The organism is Ruegeria sp. BC1, assembly GCF_056539305.1.
In genome coordinates, this window is the sequence record NZ_JBQFUT010000008.1 from 26,455 (window position 1) to 44,168 (window position 17,714).

At 57.3% G+C, this 17,714-nt stretch carries 22 protein-coding genes and 1 tRNA gene; 6 read left to right on the forward strand and 17 right to left on the reverse strand.

The window, feature by feature from the left end; genetic code table 11:
* Positions 1–24: 24 nt before the first annotated feature.
* From ACR0IY_RS16355 to ACR0IY_RS16405, 11 genes are all read right to left on the reverse strand, one after another.
* The gene (locus tag ACR0IY_RS16355) at positions 25–1,206 is read right to left on the reverse strand and encodes a phytanoyl-CoA dioxygenase family protein (RefSeq protein WP_480675117.1); all 1,182 of its coding nucleotides are present in this window, start codon (positions 1,204–1,206) and stop codon (positions 25–27) included.
* A 47-nt stretch (positions 1,207–1,253) separates the two neighbouring features.
* Entirely contained in the window at positions 1,254–2,153 is a 900-nt protein-coding gene (gene iolE / locus ACR0IY_RS16360) for a myo-inosose-2 dehydratase (protein WP_480675119.1), read from the reverse strand.
* Positions 2,150–3,982, reverse strand: a complete 1,833-nt coding sequence (gene iolD, locus ACR0IY_RS16365) for a 3D-(3,5/4)-trihydroxycyclohexane-1,2-dione acylhydrolase (decyclizing) (protein ID WP_480675121.1) — start codon at positions 3,980–3,982, stop codon at positions 2,150–2,152. The genes iolE and iolD overlap by 4 nt, the downstream gene beginning before the upstream one ends.
* A 90-nt stretch (positions 3,983–4,072) precedes the next feature.
* Positions 4,073–4,891: an ATP-binding cassette domain-containing protein gene (locus ACR0IY_RS16370; protein WP_480675123.1), complete on the reverse strand. Its 819-nt coding sequence runs from the start codon at positions 4,889–4,891 to the stop codon at positions 4,073–4,075.
* Position 4,892: 1 nt separating this feature from the next.
* Positions 4,893–6,017, reverse strand: coding sequence for an ABC transporter permease (locus ACR0IY_RS16375; protein WP_480675125.1), 1,125 nt, complete (start codon positions 6,015–6,017; stop codon positions 4,893–4,895).
* An 81-nt stretch (positions 6,018–6,098) separates the two neighbouring features.
* Positions 6,099–7,001, reverse strand: a complete 903-nt coding sequence (locus ACR0IY_RS16380; protein WP_480675566.1) for a sugar ABC transporter substrate-binding protein — start codon at positions 6,999–7,001, stop codon at positions 6,099–6,101.
* Positions 7,002–7,180: 179 nt separating this feature from the next.
* Positions 7,181–8,179 (reverse strand): inositol 2-dehydrogenase, encoded by a 999-nt coding sequence (gene iolG, locus ACR0IY_RS16385; RefSeq protein WP_480675127.1) that lies wholly within the window; start codon positions 8,177–8,179, stop codon positions 7,181–7,183.
* A gap of 230 nt (positions 8,180–8,409) precedes the next feature.
* A tRNA-Arg gene (locus ACR0IY_RS16390) sits at positions 8,410–8,486 on the reverse strand.
* Between the two features lie 21 nt (positions 8,487–8,507).
* Positions 8,508–8,984, reverse strand: coding sequence for a GNAT family N-acetyltransferase (locus ACR0IY_RS16395; protein WP_480675129.1), 477 nt, complete (start codon positions 8,982–8,984; stop codon positions 8,508–8,510).
* A complete protein-coding gene (locus ACR0IY_RS16400; RefSeq protein WP_480675130.1) occupies positions 8,985–9,296 on the reverse strand; it encodes an ETC complex I subunit in 312 nt (103 codons plus the stop codon).
* Positions 9,297–9,438: 142 nt separating this feature from the next.
* Positions 9,439–9,582, reverse strand: coding sequence for a hypothetical protein (locus ACR0IY_RS16405; RefSeq protein ID WP_480675132.1), 144 nt, complete (start codon positions 9,580–9,582; stop codon positions 9,439–9,441).
* A 10-nt stretch (positions 9,583–9,592) separates the two neighbouring features.
* Here ACR0IY_RS16405 and ACR0IY_RS16410 point away from each other — a divergent pair, with 10 nt between their 5' ends.
* The 4 genes from ACR0IY_RS16410 (at position 9,593) to ACR0IY_RS16425 (ending at position 13,735) form a co-directional block, all read left to right on the forward strand.
* Positions 9,593–9,730, forward strand: a complete 138-nt coding sequence (locus tag ACR0IY_RS16410) for a hypothetical protein (RefSeq protein ID WP_480675134.1) — start codon at positions 9,593–9,595, stop codon at positions 9,728–9,730.
* Between the two features lie 77 nt (positions 9,731–9,807).
* Positions 9,808–11,994: an excinuclease ABC subunit UvrB gene (gene uvrB, locus ACR0IY_RS16415; protein WP_480675136.1), complete on the forward strand. Its 2,187-nt coding sequence runs from the start codon at positions 9,808–9,810 to the stop codon at positions 11,992–11,994.
* Positions 11,995–12,089: 95 nt separating this feature from the next.
* Positions 12,090–12,917, forward strand: coding sequence for a formate/nitrite transporter family protein (locus ACR0IY_RS16420; protein ID WP_480675138.1), 828 nt, complete (start codon positions 12,090–12,092; stop codon positions 12,915–12,917).
* A gap of 110 nt (positions 12,918–13,027) precedes the next feature.
* A complete protein-coding gene (locus tag ACR0IY_RS16425) occupies positions 13,028–13,735 on the forward strand; it encodes an ORF6N domain-containing protein (RefSeq protein ID WP_480675140.1) in 708 nt (235 codons plus the stop codon).
* Here ACR0IY_RS16425 and ACR0IY_RS16430 read toward each other — a convergent pair.
* The 4 genes from ACR0IY_RS16430 to ACR0IY_RS16445 all read right to left on the reverse strand — a co-directional run bounded on the left by ACR0IY_RS16430 (position 13,732) and on the right by ACR0IY_RS16445 (position 15,467).
* Positions 13,732–14,085, reverse strand: a complete 354-nt coding sequence (locus ACR0IY_RS16430) for an MmcQ/YjbR family DNA-binding protein (RefSeq protein WP_480675142.1) — start codon at positions 14,083–14,085, stop codon at positions 13,732–13,734. The genes ACR0IY_RS16425 and ACR0IY_RS16430 overlap by 4 nt on opposite strands.
* A 77-nt stretch (positions 14,086–14,162) precedes the next feature.
* On the reverse strand, positions 14,163–14,570 hold the full coding sequence (locus tag ACR0IY_RS16435; RefSeq protein ID WP_480675144.1) for a hypothetical protein: 408 nt from the start codon (positions 14,568–14,570) through the stop codon (positions 14,163–14,165).
* A 63-nt stretch (positions 14,571–14,633) separates the two neighbouring features.
* A complete protein-coding gene (locus tag ACR0IY_RS16440; RefSeq protein ID WP_170350529.1) occupies positions 14,634–14,924 on the reverse strand; it encodes an antibiotic biosynthesis monooxygenase family protein in 291 nt (96 codons plus the stop codon).
* A gap of 120 nt (positions 14,925–15,044) precedes the next feature.
* Entirely contained in the window at positions 15,045–15,467 is a 423-nt protein-coding gene (locus ACR0IY_RS16445; RefSeq protein WP_480675146.1) for an excalibur calcium-binding domain-containing protein, read from the reverse strand.
* 121 nt (positions 15,468–15,588) lie between these two features.
* On the opposite strand from ACR0IY_RS16445, the gene ACR0IY_RS16450 reads away from it, so the two are divergent.
* Positions 15,589–16,092, forward strand: a complete 504-nt coding sequence (locus ACR0IY_RS16450; protein ID WP_480675148.1) for a HugZ family pyridoxamine 5'-phosphate oxidase — start codon at positions 15,589–15,591, stop codon at positions 16,090–16,092.
* On the opposite strand, the gene ACR0IY_RS16455 is transcribed toward ACR0IY_RS16450, so the two are convergent.
* Both ACR0IY_RS16455 and ACR0IY_RS16460 read right to left on the reverse strand, forming a co-directional pair.
* Positions 16,077–16,484, reverse strand: coding sequence for a universal stress protein (locus tag ACR0IY_RS16455; protein WP_480675150.1), 408 nt, complete (start codon positions 16,482–16,484; stop codon positions 16,077–16,079). The two genes, ACR0IY_RS16450 and ACR0IY_RS16455, sit on opposite strands and share 16 nt — an antisense overlap.
* A 66-nt stretch (positions 16,485–16,550) precedes the next feature.
* Positions 16,551–16,877 (reverse strand): antibiotic biosynthesis monooxygenase family protein, encoded by a 327-nt coding sequence (locus ACR0IY_RS16460; RefSeq protein ID WP_480675152.1) that lies wholly within the window; start codon positions 16,875–16,877, stop codon positions 16,551–16,553.
* A gap of 210 nt (positions 16,878–17,087) precedes the next feature.
* On the opposite strand from ACR0IY_RS16460, the gene ACR0IY_RS16465 reads away from it, so the two are divergent.
* Positions 17,088–17,684 (forward strand): hypothetical protein, encoded by a 597-nt coding sequence (locus ACR0IY_RS16465; RefSeq protein ID WP_480675154.1) that lies wholly within the window; start codon positions 17,088–17,090, stop codon positions 17,682–17,684.
* The last annotated feature ends 30 nt before the right edge of the window (positions 17,685–17,714 follow it).

Here is a 17,714-nt window from a genome sequence, read left to right on the forward strand (position 1 = left end):
CACGAGGACCGCCACGTTCTTGTTTCAGGCAGCTTGCCTTTTGTGCAGGGCCGACAAAGCCTCAGCCAGATACGCTTCGGTCCACCCCTCGACCACGGCCCGACGTAGGATTTCGGCCTGACTTTCCGGCGCGTTTCCCCCGACCGGTGGGTCGGTGTCCAGATTGGTGGGAAAGGGATAACCTTCGGCTGTGGCCGCAATCGCCGCATCCAGCTCTGAGGCGCTCAGGTCGCCCCGCTGTTTCAACGTGATCAGCGAGGGGAATATCGCTTGCGCCATGGTGCGACGATCAACAGCCTCCATCGCCCGACCGAAGGCCGAAGAAATCTGCAACAGGTTCGCCATTCTGTGGATATCCGCACTGCCGTTTTCGCCAGCGGCATGAAACAGCGCCGGGTTGAAAAAGACGGCATCGCCCTTTTCCAACGGAAGTTGGACAAACGCGTCATCGAAATGATCCCGATGGGCCGCATCGTGAAACGCCAGATAACCGGGCGGATAAAGCTGTGAGAACGGCAGGAGTCTGGTCGGGCCGCTTACCACTGGCATATCACAATGGGCCACCGCCCCCTGCAGTGTCAGCGACGCCGTGACCAGATGAGCGTGCGTCGGGTATTTTGCCGCTCTGTCGGCGCTTTGAAACCCCAGATGGTAATCCCGGTGCGCCTGCTGCGCTTTGCCTCCGGGGCGAACCTGATTGATCTGTGCGGTAACCTGATAGTCCGGCCCCAGCCACGCCTCACACGCCGCGGCAATTGCGGAATTGCCAAAGTACAACGCAAAGCCCTCCGGGTCGCGCAGGCACTGCTTTTGCAGGGCATTCCAAACTCGGTCATTGGCGCCAGAGGCGGCGAAGTGGTCTCCTTCACCTGCACCGCTTTGGCGTTCATCTTCAATGATCTGGCGAAACACATCCGTCGCCCGGTCAATCACCGAGGTATCGGCAAATGCGCCTTTCAGAACGATCACACCAGCCGATTTACCCAGAACCCAGCCCCATTCACTGAGCAATGTCTGACGCGTGTCCGCCTGTTCCAAAGCAGGGCGCAGCACCTGCATGTCATAGATTGGCACGTTCTTCTGAACACACGTGGCATGAGGCACCGCGTCTGCCGCAAGATCCTGCGAGGTCAACACCTTGAATTCATCCAGATCACAGGATTCCCGGTCAAAATATCCGACATATCCAAGCTCTTGATTTACCATGAACATCTCCCTTCTCATGGCTTCGGCATTGCCCCTTGAGGCGTGTGTTAAGTGCTAATCTCCAATCCGGCCTGCCCGCAGATTTCGACGATATGTTCGAACCCCTTCTTGGAATACTCATAGGGCGGTGCTTTGGCCGGGTCCTGTTCGGCCTCGACTACGATCCAACCGTCGTAATCCATCGCCTTAAGCGCGTTGGCGACCGACTGAAAATCAATGCAGCCATCACTGGGCACGGTAAATGCCCCCGAAATCACGGCATCCAGAAAACTGCGATTGTTTTCGCGCGTATCCTGTACGACAGCTGGCCGGATATCCTTGAAATGCACATGATGCACCCGGTCGCCCCAACGGTTCAGAGTCGCCATGACATCACCGCCGCCAAACAACATGTGGCCGGTGTCAAAACACAGCTTCACCTCGGGGCCAGAACCCTCCATCAACCAGTTCACATCGTCTTCGGATTCGATGATCGTACCCATGTGATGGTGGTACGCCATCGTCATACCCTGATCACCCATCCACTTCGCCAATTCAGTGATTTTACGCGCGTAGGCCAGCACGTCGTCTCTGGACAGTGTCGGGCGGCCATTAACCGGCGTTCCGGCCTGCGTCTGAATGGTGTTGGAACATTCCGCATAAACGATGCAGGGGCTGTTCAGCGCCACAAACTGCTCAACCTGATCGCGCACCGCTTCACGCTCGGTTGCAAAGTCATTGATCAGAGATGCCCCGGAACACCAGCCGCCGCACAGCGCGATGTCATTGCCATCCAGGTAGGCGCGCAAACCCTCGGTATCGCCCGGCATCCGCTGACCGCGCTCAACGCCGGTATAGCCGATCTCACGCGCCTCTTTCAGCGCTTGCTCCATGGTGTAGGCCGCCGTCAGATCGGGCAGGTCATCATTCTGCCACGCGATCGGAGAAATCCCGATTTTCACGCTCATTTTGCGTTTCTTTCTTTAATGGCGACGTCGTAGGCCGCACGTTTTTCGTTCACTTCGGGGCGGATGCTGACTTCGGGCACGGCCACTTCCCACCAGGTGCCGCCATATTCGGTGGACGGGTACGGATCGGTGTCGATGACCACGACGTAAGGCCCCTTGATATCACCGCGTTTCGCCAGCGCGCCCTCAAGCTCGGCAATCGAGCCGACCTTGACCGAGGTTGCCCCCATCGCTTTCGCATGCGCCGCAAAGTCGATGGCCGAGGGGGTCTCGTGCACTGCGTGATCCAGAAGGTTGTTGAACTCGGCCCCGCCTGTACCCATCTGCAGCCGATTGATGCAGCCAAAGCCTCGGTTGTCGGTGATGACCACGGTAAAAGAAACGCCCATCATCGCAGCCGTCGCCATTTCCGAATTCGCCATCATGTAGGTGCCGTCGCCGGTAAAGCAGATCACGTCGCGATCCGGTTGGGCCATCTTGATGCCCATAGCGCCTGCGATCTCATACCCCATGCAACTGAAACCGTATTCCATGTGGTAGGCCCCTGGACGCGGCGCTTTCCACAGCTTGTGCAACTCTCCTGGCATTGTGCCTGCAGCACACATCACCACCGTGTCGTTATTTGAGGTGCGTTGCACCGCACCCACCACTTGCATGTCGGTTGGAAGCGCGTTTCCGTCGCCCGGCGCATCGGTCAGAGCATCGACCTTTTCGTACCAGTCGGCTTTCAACGTGTCAGCCACCGGGTTAGCACGGTACCCCTGCAAGGCTGCGCCCATTTCTTCTAACCCGACCCGCGCATCAGATTGGAGCGGCATAGCACCGTGTTTGGCGGCGTCATAGGCGGCGGTGTTCAGACAGATCGTCTCGCGTTCGGGGTTCGAGAACAGACCCCACGATCCGGTGGTGAAATCCTGTAACCGTGTGCCAACGGCCAGCACCAGATCGGCTTCGGCACAGACATCATTGGCCGGTTCGCCGCCGGTCACACCGATGGGGCCAAGGTTCAGCGGATGATCCCAGGCCAGTGCTGACTTACCGGCCTGTGTCTCGGTAATGGGGATGTTGTGCGTTTCTGCAAAGCTTTGCAGCGCATCGGTCGCACCCGAGTAATGCACCCCGCCCCCAGCCACGATCACCGGACGCTTTGCCGCCTTGATTACCGCTGCAGCGCGGGAAAGTTCGCCTTCATCCGGGCGGATACGGCGTTGATACCAGACGCGCGGTTCAAAGAAACTTTCGGGGTAGTCATAGGCCATTGCCTGCACGTCCTGACACATGGACAGGGTTGCAGGCCCACAATCGGCCGCGTCCGTCATGGTACGGAATGCCCGTGGCAACGCGGTCAGCAATTGCTCGGGGCGTGTGATACGGTCGAAATACCGGCTGACAGGTTTGAAGCTGTCATTGACAGTGACTGTGCCATCCCCGAAATCCTCGACCTGTTGCAGCACCGGGTCAGGCCCACGAGTGGCAAACACATCGCCAGGTATGATCAGAACCGGGATACGGTTTACGTGCGCCAACGCCGCCGCCGTTACCATGTTGGTGGCTCCCGGACCGATCGAAGAAGTCACCGCCATCGCCCGTGTCCGCCGCATCTGCTTAGCATAAGCAATCGCGCAATGCGCCATGGTCTGTTCGTTATGCCCACGATAGGTGGGCAGGCTGTCCCGGACGCCATGCAACGCTTCGCCCAGCCCGGCGACGTTGCCATGACCGAAAATGGCCCAGACCCCAGCGATGAACGGCTCTCCGGCCTCGTTCATCTGTGCACCCAGATAGCGCACCAAAGCTTGCGCTGCGGTCAATCGGACTGTCTTGCCCATTGTGATCCCTTTCAACACATGGCCGTGCCGGCCAATTCCGCGATTTTGATAGTTTTGGCAGCCTGGAGCCTGATGCAAGAAGGAACGGTGTTAAACCGTTCCGCCTAAAGACCCCTCAAGCTGGGCCAATTCCTGACCGCCTGCCATCAGGTCCTGCAATTCTTCTGGTGTGATTTCGCCGCGTTTCGCGGTTCCAAGCGTCTGGCCCCGGTTCAGCACGGTAAAGCGATCGCCCACGGCCAGCGCGTGCCGCACGTTGTGGCTGATGAAAACCACACCTATTCCCTGACTGCGCACCTTGTCGATGGTGGCCAGCACGTTTGACGTCTGACGCACACCAAGGGCCGAGGTCGGTTCGTCCAGGATCAGAATCTTGGCCCCGAAATGCACCGCTCGGGCAATTGCAACCGTCTGACGTTCACCGCCGGACAAAGTGCCCACTGCCTGATCCGGCCCCCGCAGGTTGATGCCCATCTTGCGCATCTCTTCCATGGTGATCTCGTCCGCCAGCTTCTTGTCAAAGAAATTGATCCCGGCAACCTTGCGCGTGGGTTCATTACCCATGAAGAAGTTGCGGCTGACACTCATCAGCGGGATCATCGCCAGGTGTTGGTGCACTGTTGCAATCCCGGCAGAAATCGCGTCACGCGGGTCTTCAAAGTGCATCGGCTTGCCTTCAAAGAAAATTTCACCAGACGTCGGCTTGTGCACGCCGGACATGGTCTTGATGAAGGTCGACTTACCTGCGCCGTTGTCACCCAGAAGGCAGTGACACTCACCCGGCCGCAAGTCAAAACTGACCCCTGCAAGCGCAATGACCGAACCAAAGTGTTTTTGGATGTCGACCATCCGGATAATCGGTTCCTTGGCCTGCGCGTCGCCGTGATGGAATGTGGTATCTTCGGTCATCTCAGCGTTCTCCTGTGATGATGCGACGGATGTAGGTGTTCAGGATCACCGCGCCCAGCAGGATCACACCCAGAAACACCCGGAACAGAGAGCTTTCGACCCCGGCGAAGAACAGCCCTTGCTGAACCACCCCAAAGATCAACGCCCCCAGGGCCGCCCCAAGGACCGAGCCATAACCGCCGGTCAGCAACGCGCCGCCTATGACCACGGCGATGATCGCCTCGAATTCTTTCAGCAAACCGCGATCCGCACCAGCCGAGCCGAACTCCATCACCTGACAGGTTGCAAATACGGTGGCGCAGAAGGCTGTAAACATGAACATCAAAATCTTGACCTTGTTCACTGGAACACCTGAATTACGGGCCGCTTCGGCATCGCCGCCAGCCGCAAAAATCCAGTTTCCGAACTTGGTCTTTGTCAGTAGCACATGACCAAAGACGATGATCACGATAGCCCAGATGATCAGCATCGGAATCCCGTCAACTACCGGCTGCCCCTCGCGCGTACCGCGCTCGAACGTGGCGATGATCCCATTGTCGCCAAGCCAGACAAAAAGGCCTTGAAACACTTTTCCGCCAAACAGCGAGGCCAGCCAGTCACCTTCGGCCACGTCCTTGATGCCGCCGATGATGGTTTTTCGCTCGATGGTCTGCGGCAGGTAAATTGTGAAACCGCGCAGGATGAACAGAAATGCCAGCGTCACGATAAAGCTGGGAAGACCTGTCCGCACCACTATGTATCCGTTCAGCGCACCGATTGAGACACACAGAACAAAGGTCACCACAATCGCCATCCAGACCGGCCAACTCATCGTGACCGAAAAGATCGCGATCATCATCCCGGCAAAGCCGATCATCGAGCCGACGGATAGGTCGAATTCACCTGCAATCATCAACAGGCAAGCGCCTACGGCGATGATCATGAATTGCGCCGATACGATCGACCAGTTCAGAACGCCCTGGCTGTTGAACATGCCACTGTCAAAGGCGAACAGCAGGAAAAACGTGAACACGGCAACTGTGCCAACCATTCCGCCCAGTTCCGGGCGGATCAGGGCGCGGCGTAACGGCGAAATCTCTTTGATCCGTTCGTCGCCGCCTACCGTGGATTGTGCTGACTCAGACATTGTTGTCCTCCCTCGCGCGGGCTTCTGAGTGTTGGAACGTGCAGCGGGTGCACATCATCTGCGCCCGCTGCAATGTGAAGATCAGCGGTATTCGCCCGCGAACTCTTCGATTTTCGTCAGGCCATCCGCTGTCACGAAACCAGGACCCGAGTTGATGTTGTTTCCGGGCAGAACGCCATAGCGGTGGTAGTTGGTCAGAACCACAACCGGCAGATAGGCTTGCAGGAAGGGCTGCTGGTCGATCCCCCACTGAATGGTTCCGTCCTTGATACCTTTGACGATTTCGCCGCCCAAATCGAACGTGCCGAAATAGATATCACCGGCCATTCCATTTTCCTGAAGCGCCAGAATGGTGGGATCAGCCGAGGTGGGCCCAAGCGTCAGAACCGCGTCCGTGTCTGGGTTGGCTGACAGATAAGCCAGTACTCGGTTCTTGATTTCTGCCGGGTCCTGACCCGCGTCGATCATCTGCTCACCCAGCTCGACGCCCAGACCGTCGGCAAAGCCCTGGCAGCGCTCTTGGCTGGAAGGCTGGACGATATAGTGGTTCACACACAGGAACGATCCGATTCCGTCCGCTTTGGCCCGCTGACCAGCGGCAAGGCCCGCGTCGTATTCGGGCTGGCCGACATACATCAAAGCCCCCACTTCACGCGCTTTCTCCGGGGTTCCGGTATTCATGATGATCACATCAATGCCGGAATCGACAGCTGCCTTTATCGGTCCTTCCAGAATGTCAGGATCTGCCAACGTGGTAATGATACCGTTCGGACCGGACGCGGCTGCCTGATCAATGATGCGCGCCATGTCCGCAAGATCGCCTGTCGGAGGGTTGCGGTATTCCACCTCGACACCCATCTGCTCGCCCGCCAGCGCGATACCGTTTTTGATCGTATTCCACCAGCTATCGCTGTCAGGGGCGTGACTGACCAGAATGTATTTCTCACCCTCCGCGGCAGCGCCAGATACGGTCGCCAGCGCCATCGCACTGGCAGCCAGTGCACTTTTTACGAACTTATTCATTTGGTTTCCTCCCATAGAACAGTTTGTCTATTTACCCGGGCCTCTCCCCGATCCTTTCGGGCACCCCGATTCTCCTCCGCTCCGGGAATCTGGCGGAGCTATCCCCAGTTTCCGGAAATCCGATCATTTTGCAACCGGTTTCAAAAAACATCGGTCATTGCGACCGCCTTTCCAGACTGGGCCGACAGGGTTGCCGCTTCGGCCATTGCAAGGGCTGCGACGCCGTCCTCCATTGTCACCGGCATTGCAGACCTGGACTGTACAGCCCGAACAAACGCATCCCATTCCGCGCGGTAGGCAGGCATGTAGCGTTCCAGGAAAAAATAGGTCGGCTTTGCGCCGGTGACGCCATCAGCAGTCGACTTGACCACAGCATTTTCCAGTATGTTGTGCGCCTGCAATAACCCACCCGATCCCAGCATCTCGACTCGCTGATCGTACCCATACACCGCCCGGCGGGAATTCTTGATAACGGCCACCTGCCCATCGGCGTAAGCCATTGTGACAACAGCCGTATCCACGTCTCCGGCGCGTCCGATCTCGGGGTCAATGATCGAGGTGCCTACTGCTGAAATCCGCTCTGGCAGCTGGCCCATAAGAAAGTTCGCCATGTCGAAATCATGGATCATCATGTCCCGAAACAAACCACCTGACACCTTGATGTAACTGATAGGCGGCGGCGCAGGGTCAAATGACGTGATTGACAGCAACTCGGGTCGACCGATCTCACCCAGATCTGCGGCGGTCTTCAGGGCAGAAAAGCTGGGGTCAAACCTGCGGTTGAACCCCACCATCACCGGTTGGCCGGCTTCCTCGGCAGCCAACCGGCACTCCTGCGCCCGTTCAAGGCTGAGATCCACGGGTTTTTCACACAGAACCGCCTTACCCGCCCGAGTGGCAGCCTCGATCAGGTCGGAATGGGTGTCTGTGGGCGTGGCGATCAAAACGGCATCAATTGATGAATCAGCGATTATGTCTTGAGATGCGCGCGCGACGGCACCGTGTTCGGCGGCAAGGCTTTCTGCGGCGTCAGAAATCGCGTCGGACACCGCGCAAAGGATGCTATGAGGGTGCGCAGCAATGGCATGTGCATGCACGCGCCCGATACGCCCCGCCCCAAGCAGTCCGACTCTCAGCATGCGACTCTCCCGATTCCCTACTTTGGTGATACAATGTTTATTCTTGCAACCGGTTGCAAGAAATTTTTCAAGACATTAGTGTGAACTTGCCCCGCAGCGCGCATTCCAAGCCGGTTCATCGCCAAACATTGCAGGTGTAAAAGACGGACCGCAGACCAGCATTACTATTGAAAAACAGCCACTCCGAGGTTGGCGCTGACTGAATAGAATGCGTCAATTTTTGGTGGAAATGGCGATCCCGGAAGGACTCGAACCCTCAACCTGCTGATTAGAAGTCAGCTGCTCTATCCAGTTGAGCTACGGGACCGCTGCGCCCTTCTTGCGGTTTTTACGGGCGGGGTTCAAGAGGCAAGCGCATGAAGGCGCTGTTTGGATCAGATTCATAGCCAAAGATCGGGCCGCAATGAGAATATCCCAGCGCCTCGTAGAGCTTACGCGCGGCGTCATATTCCGGCAAATGGGCAGCGCCGGTTTCCAGAACCAAGGCCCGAAACCCTTCGGCGCGTGCCAAATCGGCCAAGCGGTTCATCATAGTGCGCGCCAAACCCCGACCACGTGCCTGCTCCAATATGTGCACCGATTTCACCTCGACCGTGCCATCGGGCAGCGCCTTTAACGCACCGCAGCCTATGGGGTGCCCGGCTTCATACATGGCCCAAAATCGAACCCCCGGCCCAGCCAAGGCTTCGGCATCCATGGTGTGATTGCTCTCCGCGGGCCCTGCCGTTTCGCTATGGGTATAATGCGCCTCGACCAGCGGGCGCAGCTCGGCCGAGGTCGGGTCGGCTTCGCGGATGTCGATCATTCAGTGGGTCCAGGGACCGCGGCGGTCGGTAGCAAAATTTTCGCCATAGCCCCGGGCTCGCAGGTTGGGTTTGCGTTTGTGGGGCTCGCTAACCTGCGCGTCGATCCCATGATCCTTGGCGTAATCAAGCGCTTCTTCTTTGGTGTCAAATTTCAGGCGCACCTGAGTCTGCGTGTCCGAGGAAGACGTCCAGCCCATAAGCGGATCCACCTCACGTGCAGACGCAGGGGCATATTCCAAAACCCATTTGCGGGTCTTGGCCATTCCCGAAGTCATCGCATTCCTTGCAGGCTGGTAAATCCGTGCGCGCATGTCGCCTCTCCGTACTCACTTGGCTGGCCTTGTTTATGCGTCAGAGCGCGACCGGGGACAAGATCGCAATTGTCGCGGGGCTCTAACAGCAGCCAAGGCGCCGCGCGCGTCAGCTGGTGTCAGAAGATGTCATTAGGGCTCTTTATGAAACGCAAACCCCCATGGCGAGGACACCGCAATGATCCACCACGATAGAGACCTTGAAACCGATGCCCCTGAATGAGGCGAGCTTGACCATCACCATCATTCCGCCGTCTGGCCACAGGGTCTGAGTTGTCTGGAGCATGGATTACCGCATGAAGTACGGCCCCTTGGAGTGGCTGCTGGGGCGGTCGATGGAGAAAATGATGATCCAGCGCGTGCTAACTGAAACCCTCAGTGCGCTTGCAGACTATGTGCAATTCAAGCCTGAAACCCTGCCGCAAACTGCCTGAAGGCAAATGAATCCGGATCAGGTCTTGCGGATGGACAAAATAAGAACAAATGTAGGGACCTGACCCGGAGCCTGACCATGCCCTATGCCCATTCCGACAAGACCCAGCTGACCGCCGAAGACGTCCGAGCGCGGCTCAAGCTGGAAGGCGGCAAACAGTTCGTCATGCATACAGAATTCGCCCCTGCTGGCGACCAGCCGACCGCCATAAAGGAACTTGCCGGTGGCGTGAACGACGGCGAACGCGATCAGGTACTGCTGGGCGCGACCGGAACGGGCAAGACCTTCACCATGGCCAAGGTCATCGAGGAAACCCAGCGCCCCGCCATCATTCTTGCACCGAACAAAACTCTGGCCGCCCAGCTTTATGGTGAGTTCAAGGGCTTCTTCCCCGAAAACTCGGTCGAGTATTTCGTCTCCTACTACGACTACTACCAGCCTGAGGCCTATGTGCCGCGCTCGGACACGTACATAGAAAAAGAATCGCAGATCAACGAACAGATCGACCGGATGCGCCACTCGGCCACGCGGGCGCTGTTGGAACGGGATGACGTGATCATCGTGGCCTCGGTGTCGTGCATCTACGGCATCGGTTCCGTTGAAACCTACGGGGCGATGACGCAGGACCTGAAAGTCGGTCACGAATACGATCAGCGGCAGGTGATGGCCGATCTGGTCGCCCAGCAATACCGCCGCAACGATCAGGCGTTTCAGCGGGGCTCATTCCGGGTGCGTGGTGATTCACTGGAAATCTGGCCCGCGCACCTTGAGGACCGCGCATGGAAACTGTCCTTTTTCGGCGAGGAATTGGAACAGATCACCGAGTTCGACCCGCTGACCGGCGAACGCGCCGCGACGATGGAGCATGTGCGGGTCTACGCGAACTCCCACTACGTGACGCCAAAACCGACGATGCAGCAGGCCATTATCGGGATCAAAAAGGAACTCCGCATCCGGCTGGACCAACTGGTGGGCGAGGGCAAATTGTTGGAAGCCCAGCGGCTGGAACAGCGCACCAACTTTGACCTTGAGATGCTGGAGGCCACCGGCGTCTGCAACGGGATCGAAAATTACTCGCGCTATTTGACCGGCCGCGCGCCGGGCGAGCCGCCCCCAACCCTGTTCGAATTCATCCCCGACAATGCCATCGTCTTTGCCGACGAATCCCACGTCAGCGTGCCTCAGATCGGTGGCATGTACCGGGGCGACTATCGGCGCAAGTTCACGCTGGCTGAACACGGATTCCGCCTGCCGTCCTGCATGGACAACCGCCCGCTGAAGTTCGAGGAATGGGACGCCATGCGCCCGCAGTCCGTCTTTGTCTCGGCCACGCCTGCGGGATGGGAGCTGGACCAGTCAGGCGGCGTTTTCACCGAACAGGTGATCCGCCCCACCGGCTTGCTGGACCCCGAGGTCGAAATCCGCCCCGTGTCGATGCAGGTGGACGACCTGCTGGACGAGGTGCGCAAAGTTGCCGCCGACGGCTACCGCACGCTGGTCACCACGCTGACCAAACGCATGGCTGAGGACCTGACCGAATACCTTCACGAACAGGGAATTAAAGTCCGCTACATGCACTCGGACATCGACACGCTGGAACGCATCGAAATCCTGCGCGACCTGCGGCTTGGGGCCTTCGACGTGCTGATCGGCATCAACCTGCTGCGCGAAGGGCTCGATATCCCCGAATGCGGGCTGGTTGCCATTCTGGACGCCGACAAAGAAGGCTTCCTGCGGTCCGAGACCTCCCTCATCCAGACCATCGGCCGCGCCGCGCGGAACGCCGATGGCCGCGTGATCATGTATGCCGACAAAATCACCGGCAGCATGGAGCGCGCCCTGAACGAAACCAACCGCCGCCGCGCCAAACAAATCGCCTATAACGAAGAACACGGCATTACGCCTGAGACAGTGAAAAAGAATGTCGAGGACGTTCTGGCCGGTCTCTACGAAGGCGACGTCGACATGAACCGCGTCACCGCCACCATCGACAAACCGATGCACGGCGCGAATTTGGAGGCCCATCTGGACGGGTTGCGCGACCAGATGCGCAAAGCTGCCGAGAACCTGGAGTTCGAAGAGGCCGCCAACATCCGCGATGAGATCAAACGCCTGGAAGCGGTCGATCTGGCCGTTGCCGACGACCCCATGGCGCGCCAATGGGCAGTCGAGAAAGCGTCTGAGGATGCCGTGAAATCGCGCGGACGGTCAACGGCTGGACGTCCGGGGCAGCGGGGTGGGAACGTGAAGAGAAGGAAGCGGTAGGATAAAATTGGCTGTCGAGATCAAGTTACCATTTTAATTGGCACAAGCCCTGGACTGAACCTCTGTACTTCGTCGCGTGGCCTTGATCCGAATCAATGCCGAAACATGAATTTGTTGGCAGTGTGCAACGCATGAAGGTTCACAATCCAACCGGCGTAGACGCTTACAAACCTGCACAGATTGCAGAACTCGTTGAAACATCTGGTGTCGCAAAGGCACATCTTTCCATCGTTCAAACGCTGACACTTGCAATACTCGCAGGTGTCTTTATCGGCTTCGGTGGGGCCGCTTACACTATGGTTATGACCGGCGTAGATCCCGGATTTGGGCCAGCCCGGTTTCTGGGTGGGGTGGTGTTTTCTCTGGGCCTGATCCTTGTGGTCGTTGGTGGGGCGGAACTGTTCACTGGAAACGCGCTGATGACCATAGCGGCAGTGGATCGAAAAATCTCGATGCGTGACCTTTTGAGGAACTGGGGATTCGTGTATCTTGGGAATTTAGTCGGAGCCGTCGCACTAGTTCTGGCTTGCGCTGCAAGCGGTTTGCTGGAAGGACCAATGGGGGCCACTGCTGCAGCGATCGCAAATGGCAAGATTGATCTCTCTCCAACGCAAGCCTTTATACGAGGCATTCTGTGCAACGCCTTAGTGTGCCTTGCCGTCTGGCTGAGCTTCGCCGCCAGATCGGTCGTGGGAAAGGTCATGGCAATACTCTGGCCAATTGCGGCCTTTGTTCTGTTGGGTCTCGAACACTCGATCGCTAATATGTACCTGCTGCCTCAGGGTGCACTAGCAGGTGCCGAACTCGGTTGGGGCGCCACCATCAGCAACCTTTTTTGGGTGACATTCGGCAATGTAGTCGGAGGCGCGGGCGGTGTCGCCCTCGCCTATCGACTTGCCTATTTGGGCAAGGCAAGCGGCTGACACAACCTCAAGTCCTGTCTCGATCGACAATATCCATACACTACAAGGTTGCAGCGCAGCCCTCTCTCCTCCACGTTCGCAATCACAGATTGTGATTCCAAACGGCTGATATGACGAAACCCAACACCCTGCCCAGCACGCATCAGGTCCAAAGCGCCATTCACCGGGTGCGCGGCACCCGTGTGGTGCTGGCCGAAGATCTGGCGCAGTTCTATGGAAAGTCCGTCAGCGCCTTCAATCAGGCCGTCTCGCGCAACAAGGACCTGTTCGAGGCATACCGCTTTCAACTGACCGACGCCGAGGTTGCCGATTTGCAATCACAGAATGTGATTTCAAAACCCAAGGGCCGCGGCGGGCGGCGGGTCAATCCTTGGGTCTACACGGATTACGGCGTGGCCATCGCCTCGGCCCTGTTCAAGGACCCGCGCGCGATCAGGATCACTCGGATGATCACCGAAGCCTTTGTCGACGGCGCGAATGCGCTGGCCGAGACCCCGCGCAGCGTGCCCGAGATTCTGCCGCCCGAGGACGCCCCCGCCCCGCTGCTGCCCAATGGCGAACAGTTGCGCGATCTGGCCGAAAACATCCTCGATTCCGGTCAGCAGAGCCTTGTCGATTACATCGCCAACCCAACCACCAAGCGCCAGCAGGCCGTGGCGGCGATCATGAAGACCCTCGCCGAAACCGCCGGGGAAGAGGTCCGCACCCAGCACGAGCGCCTGCGCCTGAATATTGCTCAGCGTCTGGCCTCGGGCGACTATACCGATGATGACGACCGCAAACGGTTGCTGGAACTGCTGCACGCGATGAAGGGTTAAACCCCCAGTTCGGCCCGCAGCTTCTTGGTCAGCTTGGCCACGACCAGATCATAGGACGTCACGATATGTTCGCGCAGTGAAGTGTCAGACATGCCGCGTTCTTCATAAACCTGAAGCCATTTCATCCCCCGTGACGCCAGATAAGGCGCTGGGCGGATGCCGGGTTCGTCGCCCAGCACCTCAAAGGCCAGATCGGTGGCTTTGAAGGTAAAGGCATCACGCCCGTCGTTCCAGCCGCAGATCGCAAAGACCTTACCACCCACTTTCCACACATCCGCATTGCCCCATTGCACAACATGGCTGGTGGCCTTGAGACTGGCACAGAATGCATTGAACTCATCACGGGTCATGGTTTGATCTTGGCTTGCAAGATCAACTGAAAGCAAGCGAGATGGTCAATGCACTCGCTTACTTTCGTTTCAAGTATTTAGTAGCTGAGCCACCAATCATGTAAGTTGCGTTTTCCGTCCGTAATTCTCAGGTCACGACCGAGAAAATAGACATTCGAACAGAGTTCGCCCTTACCAGAGGTATCAGACTCCCGGCATAGTTCGTTGCCTTTGACCAACCACGTGCCTTTGTCTGTCAATGACCCGTCATTTGCGGTTGAAGACTGTTTTCCATCTTTTTCAAACGTCCAGGTCCAGTTGGAACTATTCAGAGTATTTCCCGAAACGATCCTTTCTATCGACGCACCGTCCATTTGCTGTGCGCCCATATCCTTAATCTGGGATACTTTGGTCGCCGTCAGGAATTCTGTAGACGTGTCTGCAATGGCGATTCCGGAAAATTGAATCGCGACTAACGCAATAGCTGAGCGTTTCGAAAAGTTCATTGAACTTTCCTTCTGAAAAAAACCGACACTAGAATTGAAAATTTTGGCCCTGGGTTCGCGGTGCTATCCCTTATCCCAATGAACGACCACGTCGAACCCGGCCGGTGATGGCGGGCCTTCGAGGAATTCGGCGAAATGCCCCCAAAGCGCGGCTACTTTAGGCGCGTTGGCGTTCGAGGTTTCCTCGCTTTGAACCACCGCCACAACAAATCCGGTGCCATCTTCGTTCATGACATTGGTAAAGCTGTGCATGCCCTCCATGCCCATAATCTGATCTTTCAGTTCATTCATCTTTGCCTCGGCGGCATCCCGCATTCCGGGCTTCATTTTGAACTGAGTAATTCGTGCAAACATATCTTTCCTCCCATTCAGGGCGAAATCCCCCAATGACCGCCACAATGGCGACCGCGCGGACTGTACCACACATTCAGGAATTCTCAGAGCGCAAGAGCACAGGCCAGAACGAGCCGATGTTCACGGCTTGATAAATTTGGCTGTTCCGACTGTTCGTTGCCTTGGTGTTTCAACTCGCGGCGCCGAGGGCGTTTCATCCGGCGGCGGCGCGGCTGATCCACAGGCTACACCATCACCTTCGGGGTCGTTGCGCAGGTGGTACCCGGGCTCACCAGCCAGAAACGGACCTGGCACGACAGCCTCGACCGTTTTGCACCCCGCCAGCGCGATCAGGTGAACCAAGGCGTCTTGATGTTCAAATTCCGAAGTTCGGATAAAGACCCCCGTAGCGATCACCGCCGTCGTCACCGGCAACATGAGGATCATCAACAGAATTCGTACCGGCGATAGAGCTCGTCTGCGCAGGGCATCGGCCCGCTTCTGACGTCCTGCGGAACCCGGATCGGAAAAACGTACCCGGTGGTCGGGCTTTCTGGATGACATGCAAACCTGTTAACCAAGGTTTATGGCGAATCCGAGACGATAATCCAACAACACCTCGCTCTGATCTGGCGATAGGGTTATTTTCGGGGTGGTTCGGACTGTTAGGGGTACAGATTACCTAATGACAAAAAATGATCCCTTCCGTCCTGTTGACGACACGGCGCGCACTTTGGCCCGCAGTTTGATTGATACGGCAACTCACGGGGCGCTGGCGACAATGCGCCCGGACAATGGGGCACCCTCGGTGTCCCGTATTGCCATTGCCCCGGACACAAGCGGTGGATTGGTCACGCTGATATCCGAACTGTCGGATCATACGTTGGCCCTGCGTGCCAACCCAGCATGCGCACTTTTGATAGGCGAACCCGGAGAAACTGGCGATCCTTTGACCCACCCGCGCTTGACGCTTCACGCGAATGCCAAATTTGTCTTACGCGACAGTGCCGAGCATGAGCGGCTTCGCAGCAGGTATTTGGCGCTGAGACTCAAAGCAAAACTCTATATCGACTTTACTGATTTCAGCTTTACACATTTCGACGTCACGGATGCCGCCTTAAATGGTGGGTTCGGAAAGGCCTGGCGCCTTACCCCCAGGGATATCTGGCCTGCTCAGCGCACCACGTGAACTGCACAGGCTGCATGGCGGACCACGTGGTTCGTGGTCGATCCCAATAGCAGGTCCTGCATGCCCGGCCGGTGCGAAGCCATGATGATCAGATCGGGTTTGTGCGCTTCGGTCCAGTCCAGAATAGTGCGGCCGGAATGCCCTTCGACCACGACGCCGCTCGCGTTGGGCAGCTTGGCCGCCAGTTCATCCAACTCAGCCTGAATCGCTTTACGGGCCGCGCTGAGATATTCCGGCGGCATGTAAGAAATCGCGTAGTTCGGGATATGCTCGACCACATGTAACAACGTGATCTGTGCGTCTGGCGTAGCGAGTATTTCGGCCAGTTTCAACGGACCGGAAATGTCGCGCTCGGCATCGAAGGAAATGGGAACAAGAATATTGTGATACATGATGTGTACCTCTGCTTTTCCGGCATCCATTCTGCGAGGTTCAGTGCCTTATGGCATTGATCCAGGTCAGGAACCGCCAAATGTTTCGGCCACATCATACATTACCGGCTCAAAGCTTTTGCACAGTTCGTTGATCTTGCGGTTGCGATCGCGCATTTCCGGGGTGCGCAGCATGGCCAGAAAGTCCTCGCGGCGTTGCCATTGGGAATAATTGGCGATCCGTGTCTGGGCATCGTTCACATGCAGCCCTGCTGAAACAAAACCCGGCTGCTTTGATATGAACTCTGCATAGGCGTCAGTCAGCGCCTCCAGCAGATCGTGGCAGGTGCCGGGTGTCATTTCAAAGGTGGTAATGACTGTCTGGACGCTGTTGCTCTTGGAAATCGTCGGCATCTGAATACTCCCTTGTCTTTCCTAAGCCTAACACATGATTTGGAAAGGTCTTGTGTTTCCTTTGCTGAAAGCACTCGTTGTTGGCTTCCAGGGAATGAGCAAAAAACTAACGATCCGTTAACCATGCTGCTGGATGCTGCGCGCATGCGCCGGCTTCTTTTCTTTTTACCTTTTATACTGATAGCAGCACCCGCCTGGTCTGGAGCCTGGTTGCGGGAAAAGGATTCGTCGTTCACAGCAGTCTCTGTTACCGCATTCAAAGACCCCGATGGCGCTTATGATTACAACACAGCGCTCTACGCCGAATGGGGGTTCAAGCCAAACCTGACGATCGGGCTTGATTTCGAAGAGAACCGTGACGTCTACGGCCACGCGCTTGTGTTCGCGCGGGTTCCGGTCGCCGATTTCCAGCGATGGGGGCGATTTGCAGCCGAATTTGGGGTGGGCGCCCACCACCGAAGCCTGGACGCATGGGCGCTGTACAAGTTCACCTTGTCTTACGGCAAAGGGTTCCAGACCGGTTGGGGTAACGGATGGCTGGCGGTTGACAGCGCTCTGGAATACAGGACGCATGAAGCAGTTTACCGGAAATTGGATGTGACCACAGGCCTGTCAGCGGACAGGTTGCTGAATCCGTTGATCCAAATCGAAACAGCTTATACCCCTGACAAGTCGCTGTTCTGGCGGGCGCGACCTTCGGTCATGATCCGAACAAAGAAAGGAAAACCTACCTGGATACTGGGCCTCGAGCGCAAAAATACCCGCAGCGAAACGGGCCTTAAACTATCGATCTGGAACGAATTCTGAGACCCGCAAACCGGCCGCCCCGCAACAGGG